This window comes from Halomonas sp. Ps84H-12, from assembly GCF_024124725.1.
Classification (GTDB): domain Bacteria; phylum Pseudomonadota; class Gammaproteobacteria; order Pseudomonadales; family Halomonadaceae; genus Vreelandella; species Vreelandella aquamarina.
In genome coordinates, this window is record NZ_JAMXSJ010000021.1 from 63,344 (window position 1) to 70,885 (window position 7,542).

The 7,542-nt window shown below is 57.8% G+C and carries 7 protein-coding genes; 5 read left to right on the top strand and 2 right to left on the bottom strand.

Features of this window, described 5'->3' with window-relative positions:
* Nucleotides 1-30: 30 nt before the first annotated feature.
* Together glnE and NH344_RS11475 are read left to right on the top strand one after the other, a co-directional pair.
* The gene (gene glnE, locus NH344_RS11470) at nt 31-3,021 is read left to right on the top strand and encodes a bifunctional [glutamate--ammonia ligase]-adenylyl-L-tyrosine phosphorylase/[glutamate--ammonia-ligase] adenylyltransferase (RefSeq protein ID WP_253027919.1); all 2,991 of its coding nucleotides are present in this window, start codon (nt 31-33) and stop codon (nt 3,019-3,021) included.
* A gap of 188 nt (nt 3,022-3,209) precedes the next feature.
* Entirely contained in the window at nt 3,210-4,103 is an 894-nt protein-coding gene (locus NH344_RS11475) for an AEC family transporter (RefSeq protein ID WP_058577120.1), read from the top strand.
* Here the strand turns inward: NH344_RS11475 and NH344_RS11480 are convergent.
* Nucleotides 4,100-4,450, bottom strand: a complete 351-nt coding sequence (locus NH344_RS11480) for a hypothetical protein (protein WP_044630164.1) — start codon at nt 4,448-4,450, stop codon at nt 4,100-4,102. The genes NH344_RS11475 and NH344_RS11480 overlap by 4 nt on opposite strands.
* A 239-nt stretch (nt 4,451-4,689) precedes the next feature.
* Between NH344_RS11480 and NH344_RS11485 the strand changes: the two genes are divergently transcribed.
* Together NH344_RS11485 and NH344_RS11490 are read left to right on the top strand one after the other, a co-directional pair.
* Nucleotides 4,690-6,315: a BCCT family transporter gene (locus tag NH344_RS11485; RefSeq protein WP_062362354.1), complete on the top strand. Its 1,626-nt coding sequence runs from the start codon at nt 4,690-4,692 to the stop codon at nt 6,313-6,315.
* A gap of 44 nt (nt 6,316-6,359) precedes the next feature.
* Entirely contained in the window at nt 6,360-6,506 is a 147-nt protein-coding gene (locus NH344_RS11490) for a hypothetical protein (protein WP_164834392.1), read from the top strand.
* Between the two features lie 39 nt (nt 6,507-6,545).
* Here NH344_RS11490 and NH344_RS18270 read toward each other — a convergent pair whose 3' ends face one another.
* Nucleotides 6,546-6,677 (bottom strand): GGDEF domain-containing protein, encoded by a 132-nt coding sequence (locus NH344_RS18270; RefSeq protein ID WP_249934476.1) that lies wholly within the window; start codon nt 6,675-6,677, stop codon nt 6,546-6,548.
* 117 nt (nt 6,678-6,794) lie between these two features.
* Between NH344_RS18270 and NH344_RS11495 the strand changes: the two genes are divergently transcribed.
* A partial coding sequence (locus NH344_RS11495; RefSeq protein ID WP_253027920.1) for an IS1380 family transposase occupies nt 6,795-7,542 on the top strand: 748 nt, incomplete at its 3' end.

A 7,542-nucleotide genomic window follows, 5' to 3' on the forward strand; every position in this document is an offset into this window, starting at 1 on the left:
TCATAACAATCGCTTGGCAAAGAGGTGCTTATGCAGACCAATGATGCGTTATTCCCCACGACAACGCTTCCCAAAGCGCTTGCACCTGCTGCCGAACAGGCACAACAGCGCCTCAGCGAGGCCCTAAGCCAGGCGGATAATATCGCCTCAATGACCAAGCAGCCGCTGCCCTCCAGTAGTTGGGAGGCGCTCGCTCCTGCCCGCCGGGAAGCGCTGGCTCGAGTGGTCACTATCTCCACCTTCGCCCTTGATACGCTGGCGCGCTTTCCCCACTGGCTGGCCGAGCTGGACGCGGCAGGGGAGTTGGATAGCGCGCCCAGCAAAGAAGCGCTGACTCAGTGGTTGGATGATGCCCTGGAGAGCGCCGAGGACGAAGATGCCCTGCACCGGGCGCTGCGCCGTTTTCGTCGAGCGCGCATGCTGGGCATTGTTTGGCGTGATCTAAATCGCCTCGACGGTGCCACCATGTGGGATACCGCCCGATCGGTCTCTTGGCTGGCGGAAGTATGCACCGAAGCGGCACTTGGCTGGCTGGAGCGTTTTTATGCATCCCGCTGGGGGACACCTGCCGCTCGCAGTGATGGTGAGCCTCAGCGGCTGGTGGTACTGGGAATGGGTAAGTTGGGCGCGGGGGAGCTCAACCTCTCGTCGGATATTGATCTGATTTTTGCCTTCCCTGAAAAGGGTGAGACCGAAGGCGGCCGAAAACCGCTAGAGCATCAAGAGTACTTTACCAAGCTTGGCCAGCGCCTGATCGCCGCCCTGGATGCCATGACGGCGGATGGTTTTGTGTTCCGTGTAGATATGCGCTTGCGCCCGCTGGGCGATGGTGGCCCGCTGGTAGGCAGCTTTTCGATGCTCTCCAGCTACTATCAAGACCAAGGCCGTGAGTGGGAGCGCTACGCCATGCTGAAGGCGCGGCCTGTGGCGGGGGATATCGACGCGGGCCAAGAGCTGCTGGCTAGCCTGCGGCCGTTTGTGTATCGCCGCTATCTGGATTTTGGGGCCATTGAGTCGCTGCGCGAGCTGAAGGCGATGATCAATCGCGAAGTGAAACGCAAAGGCATGCAGAGCAACATCAAGCTGGGGCCGGGGGGCATCCGCGAAGTGGAGTTCGTGGTGCAGGCGTTTCAGCTGATTCGCGGCGGGCGTGATACTGAACTGCAGGTCACCTCGCTGCAAACAGCGCTCAAGCGCTTGCCCGAGCTTGGGCTGCTGCCTCAAGCCGTGGTGGACGAGCTACTGCCGGATTACGCCTTCCTGCGCGATGTGGAGCACGCCCTTCAAGCGCAGGAAGATCGCCAAACCCAAATGCTGCCCACCGATGATGAGGACCGCGAGCGCGTCGCTTTCGCCATGGGGCACGAGGATTGGCCCGGGCTTATCGCCCAGCTAGATGAGGTCCGCGAGCGGGTGCGCCAGCACTTCGACGCGGTGATCGCCGACCCTGAAGAAGAGGCCGATGAAGAGCAAAGCGACGCCAGCCTCTCCCAGTGGCGGCTATTGTGGCGCGGTGAACTTGAAGAGGATGAGGCTCAGGCCCTTCTCAGCGAAGCGGGCTTTAACGAATCGGAAAAAGCACTCAAACGATTAAAAAGCCTTTATCACTCGCGCGCCGTGCAGAGCATGCAGCGTATTGGTTTTGAGCGCTTGGATGCACTGATGCCGCTGCTACTGGCTGCCGTGGCGCAGAGCGATATGCCGGACACGGCCCTGGCTCGGGTGCAGCCGTTGATCGAGGCGGTGCTACGACGCACCGCCTATCTGGCGCTGCTGCGCGAAAATCCGCAGACCCTTGAGCATTTGATGCGGCTATGTTCGGCGAGCCCTTGGATTGCTGAACAGTTGGCACGCTACCCCATCCTACTGGATGAGTTGTTAACCCCCGATACGCTCTACACGCCCGCCGATAAATCGCGGCTTGCCGACGAATTGCGTCAAACGCTCAACCGTTTACCCGAGGACGATGAAGAAGCGCAGCTAGAAGCACTGCGGGTGTTCAAGCATGCGCAGATGCTGCACGTGGCCGCCTCGGATGTGGCGGGTACGCGTCATCTGATGAAAGTAAGCGATTACTTAACCTATATCGCAGAAGTTATTTTAGACGCGGTGCTGGCGATGGCGTGGAAGCATGTCACCCGCAAGCACGGTGCGCCTGCGGGGTGTAACAACCGCGAACCTGCCTTTTTGATTATTGGTTACGGCAAGCTGGGCGGCATTGAGTTGGGCTACGGCTCTGACCTGGATCTGGTGTTCCTGCACGATAACGACGGTAAAGGCAGTACCGACGGCCCTCGGCCTTTGGATACGCCGGTGTTTTTCACTCGCCTGGGCCAGCGCATCATTCATCTGCTGACTGCGGTAACCCCGGCGGGCAGTCTTTATGAAGTGGACATGCGCCTTCGTCCATCAGGGAATGCGGGGCTGCTCGTCACGTCGCTGGACGCGTTTGCCGAGTATCAGCATCAAAATGCCTGGACCTGGGAGCATCAGGCGCTGGTGCGGGCCAGAGTGGTGGCGGGCAGTGAGGCGCTGGCCGATAAGTTTGACGAGCTGCGTGGTTCGATTTTACGCCGCGAGCGCGACCCGCAGGCGCTGCGTGATGATGTGGTGAGCATGCGCCATAAAATGCGTGATCACTTGGGCACGAAAGGCGAGGGCGCCAAATCTGAGCGGGGCGATGGCGAAAATGCCAGCACAGATGCCACGTTTAGCTTGAAGCACGATGCAGGCGGCATGGTGGATATCGAGTTTCTCTGCCAGTACGCCGTGCTCGCGCTCTCCCATCAAACGCCCGCGCTGATCACCTATAGCGATAATATTCGCATTTTGGAAACTCTGGCCGAGAGCGGGCACATCACCCAAGTGGAGGCTGAGCAGCTACGCGAGGCTTACCTGGCCTACCGCAGTCGTACTCACCGCGCGTCGTTGACCGGTGAAAAGGCGTTAGGGCAGGTTAAAGAGTTTGCGGAGCACTGTCAGATAGTGACCGCACTGTGGCAGCGTTTTCTGGAACCTTGATTGGCGGGCAGGGCGTTTTTCAGTAGCATCAGTAAAAAGCTAGCCTGATAACGACTGGCCTAAAACGGCTGCTCCCATATCAATCGTTTTAATCACAGCAGTTCCCATAACAGCAGTTCCAATAAAAACAAGGACGACACAATGCGCACTCCTTTTCCTGTGCGGCCTAGCAGCGAGGTGGCTGGTCAATGATCGGTCAAATTTTAGCCACGCTGCTGCCGGTGTTTTTGATTGCCGGTAGCGGTGCCGCCTACGGACGATTCCGCACTCCCGATATTCGCAGTTTAAACACCCTCAATATGGAGCTGTTTGTTCCACTGCTGGTGTTTGCCGTGCTAGCCGACCGCCAAGCGCCCCTGGCGGAGTACGCCTGGCTCGCCAGCGCTGCTGCGCTGGTGGTGTTGGGGTCAGGGTTAGTGCTGTGGCCGGTGGTGAAGTGGCTTGGGTTGGACAGTAAGGTCTTTCTGCCGCCAATGATGTTCAATAACTCCGGCAATATGGGGGTGCCGCTGCTGGTGCTGGCTTTTGGGCCGGAAGCGCTGCCAGCGGCGGTGGTGGTGTTTATCGTGGAGATGCTGCTGCACTTTTCGGTGGGACTTTACATGCTAGACCCGCGTACTTCGCTGTGGCGGATGCTACGTATGCCGATTGTTGCTGCAAGCGTTGCGGGGCTATTGGTTAATGTGGGGGGGGTAGCGTTACCCGGCTGGCTGCTGGAAGCCATGCATATGCTGGGTGGTGTGTGCATTCCGCTAATGCTATTTGCGCTGGGCGTGCGCCTGCTGGAAATTGACTTTAGCGACTGGCGAACAGGGCTGCTGGGGGCGGTGCTTTGCCCGCTCTCTGGGCTGGTGATTGCGCTGCCGCTCATGTGGCTGCTGCCGCTGAATCCGTTGCAAACAGCCACCTTGTTAGTATTTGCCGCGTTGCCGCCAGCGGTATTGAATTACTTGGTCGCAGAGCAGTACAAGCTCGCCCCTCATAAGGTGGCGTCGTTGGTGTTGATCGGTAACTTGGGAAGTTTGATCGTCATGCCGCTAACGCTGGCGGCGGCCTTCGCCTGGATCCAGCCGCCGCCCTAACGGCGAGGCTCGTCTTTTACTTCGTAGCTACCTTCCAGAGCATCGTGCTGCCTAGATGGCTGATCGCCAGCGTAGCCGCCGCCAATGTCTTGAGCGTGATCGGCACGCATCTGCTCCATACGCTTTTTCATCTTATGGCGCACAAACGGCATCATCGCCCAGCCAATCAGCAGGAAAAATAGCCCCAGCACAACGCCAACAATCATCAGTGCGCCAAACGCTAGCCACGTCAACAGCAGTTTCAAGCTGCCCATTAGCCCATTTGGCTGCGTTTGTGCAGCACGGGCGCGCCACTGGTTAGCAGCTTGCCAAGCGGCATTGCGTTGGTCGCGATTCATCTGTGGCATGAAAGCCTCCATCGTTCGTTTGCCACTATTGGAACATAGCGGAGCGAGCAAGTTCACTGCTTCTTTTTGAGAGTTGAAACTAATATATCAGTTGGTGCTAATTTTTCTGTATTAAGCGCTTAACATGCGATTGCTAGCCTCGGATGTTAGGATTTAATTGAGCGCACTAAAATGAAGAGCCGTGTTTTTATAAATCCACGCATTTATTAACCAGTATTTTCATTAACCAGGGTGGTGCTATGACAAATCATGGAGGGAAGTCGGTGTTTATCGCATCGGCAGTGATTATTTTCGGCTTAGTGATTGTGGGGGCCGCGTTTCCTGTCGCGTTTGGTAATGCTGCTGAGGCCGCCCTCACATCAATTACCGAGCTATTTGGCTGGTTCTATCTCTTCTCTGTATTTGGCTTTGTGGTGTTCCTGATTGGCCTGGCGCTCAGTAAATACGGCAAAGTACGTCTGGGACCCCAGGACAGTACGCCCAGCTACAGCTTTTTCTCATGGATCAGCATGCTATTGGCCGCAGGCTTTGGGGTAGGGCTGGTGTTTTACGGCATGGCAGAGCCCATGACGCACTACATTAACCCGCCTTACGGCGATGTCCCGGCAGAGAGCGAAGCGGCTGCACGCTACGCCATCCAGTACAGCTATTTTAATTGGGGAATTCACCAGTGGGCGGCATTCTCCGTGGTGGGTTTGATTATTGCTTACTTTCAGTTCCGTAAGGGGCAGGCGGGTTTGGTGTCTTCAGTGCTCTCGTCGGTCACGGCCAAGCACCCCCATGTGCGCCCCTACGCTTCCTGGTTAGATGTTTTTGCGGTGGTGGCTACCGTGATGGGGGTGGCGACATCACTAGGGCTTGGCGTATTACAAATGAATGGCGGTCTTAACGCGGTATTTGGCTTGCCGGAGAATGGGTTTTGGCAATTTGTCATTCTATTTGTGATGTTCTGCGCCTACATGGCATCTACTTGGTCTGGTTTGGATAAAGGCATTAAGCGCCTGTCTAACTTAAATATGGCGCTGTGTATCGGTTTGATGCTCTACGTGCTGTTCACCGGCCCGACCATTGCTATTTTGGAAACGATTACGCTAGGCATTGGCGACTATCTGCAGAATTTTATTGGCATGAGCCTGCGCATTTCACCCTATAGCGACAACCAGTGGGCTAGTAGCTGGACCATCTTCTACTGGGCTTGGGTGATTGCCTGGTCGCCCTTTGTGGGCACCTTTGTGGCACGTGTGTCTCGCGGGCGCACTATTAAAGAGTACGTATTTGGGGTGCTCTTTGTGCCGCCGCTTTTGGCGTGCTTGTGGATCGGCGTATTTGGTGGTGCAGCGCTTAACCTGGAGCTGAACGGCACCGATGTAGGCCTGGCTGCGGCCACCGAAGCAAACATCACCGTCGCCCTGTTTGAGATGTTTGATTTGATGCCGTTCTCGGGCGTGCTCTCCGTGTTGGCCATGCTGCTAATTTTTATTTTCCTGGTGACCTCAGCAGACTCCGCTTCGTATATTGTGGCGCAGATGACGGATAATGGTTCTATCAATCCACCACTCTATAAACGCGTGGTATGGGGCGTGCTGATCGCGGCGATTTGCCTTACGCTTATCGTGGCGGGTGGCCTTTCTGGCCTGCAGTCAGCGGCCGTGCTGTCAGCGCTGCCGTTTACCTTTATTCTGTATATGATGGTGATTGTGCTGGTACGCGAGCTGCGTGCGGATCGTAAAGCGATGCTGACCCAGCTCTACCGTCGCCACGGTGAGACCCCCGTGGGTGCTGATGCCTTTGAGGCGGAGCAGTTAGGGGAAGAGGAGCGTCTGCGCCGTGCGCCCAGCGTGGTCAATCGGCGTATTAATAGCTAAACAACGGCTTCGATAGAGGAAGCACCTATGGAAACTGCGTGCTAATGGCTCGACAGGGACGTCACGGGGCAACGCGAAGGCAGCCAAAAGGGGCTGCCTTCGACCGTTGGTTAGATCGGGTGGTCACCGTTGCGGTAGTCACTGCGATGGTGGTCGGCTTGTCAGCGGTCATTGCCCACTGGTTGCTGTGACGCTGTGACGTAGAGCCGATGGATGCCTACAACGCCCGATTACGCCGGGCGTTCGTGTATCTCGATGCGGTTCCTGCCGCGTCGTTTGGCATGGTAGAGCTGTTGATCTGCTTTGTTGAGCAGGTCATCAGGGCTAAGCGGCTGCTCAGGTGTTGTGGTGGCAATGCCCATGCTAGCCGTTAGCCCGCCTTATTCATGAGGCCGACCTGAAAACGAAGATAGCGGATGGTATTCTCTTGAGAAATCAGAACGTTCCGGCAAGAACCTGAACCAAGAGAGCCATCCGCTATGGGTGAAAGCCTATCCACCTGGACGCCCTCGTGCAACAGCTCTGTCCGTGTCGAGTTGAGCGGCCAGCGCACCACCAGCGACAGCGGCGCTTTGCTGCTGCGTGAAGCCCTCGACAACAGCGGCGCGGTTGAGGCGCTGGAAGACAACCTAGTCGATCCGCGTCACCCGCTGCGTATCCGCCACTCACTGGCCAGTCAGCTGCGTACCCTGGTGCTGCAGCGTGCCATGGGTTGGATCGATCTCAGCGATACCGACTCGCTGCGCCGTGACCCGCTCTGGCAGTTGGCCTGCAGCGACGCGCGTGGGATGACGCCCCTGGCCCAGGACCGGCCGTCGCAAGCCACGCTGTCGCGGCTGCTGACCTGCCTCGGGCGCAACGACAATATCGATGCTGTGCACGAAGGCCTGCTGCGGCTGGTGCTCTGGCGCCTGACCTCGCTGAAGAACGGGGAGCGGCCCAGGCAGCTGACCCTGGACATCGACGGCCTGCCGATCGAAGTCCACGGCCATCAGGGCGGCTCGGCCTATCATGGCCTTTACGGGGCCCGCATCTACTCGCCGCTGGTCGCCTCGCTGGCCGAAACCGGCGATATGGTCGGCGGGCTACTGCGAGAGGGTAACGCCGGCCCGGCAGAGAACGCCGATACGTGGATCCCGCACCTGGTGAAGCGGCTCAACGAGAGCACCGGGGCACAGGTTCGTGTGCGCATCGACGCCGGATTCACCGACAACGACACGCTGGAAG

Coding starts and splice junctions, on each gene's coding strand:
- glnE (WP_253027919.1), top strand. CDS start 31: ATGCAGACCAATGATGCGTTATTCCCCACGACAACGCTTCCCAAAGCG.
- NH344_RS11475 (WP_058577120.1), top strand. CDS start 3,210: ATGATCGGTCAAATTTTAGCCACGCTGCTGCCGGTGTTTTTGATTGCC.
- NH344_RS11480 (WP_044630164.1), bottom strand. CDS start 4,450: ATGCCACAGATGAATCGCGACCAACGCAATGCCGCTTGGCAAGCTGCT.
- NH344_RS11485 (WP_062362354.1), top strand. CDS start 4,690: ATGACAAATCATGGAGGGAAGTCGGTGTTTATCGCATCGGCAGTGATT.
- NH344_RS11490 (WP_164834392.1), top strand. CDS start 6,360: ATGGCTCGACAGGGACGTCACGGGGCAACGCGAAGGCAGCCAAAAGGG.
- NH344_RS18270 (WP_249934476.1), bottom strand. CDS start 6,677: ATGGGCATTGCCACCACAACACCTGAGCAGCCGCTTAGCCCTGATGAC.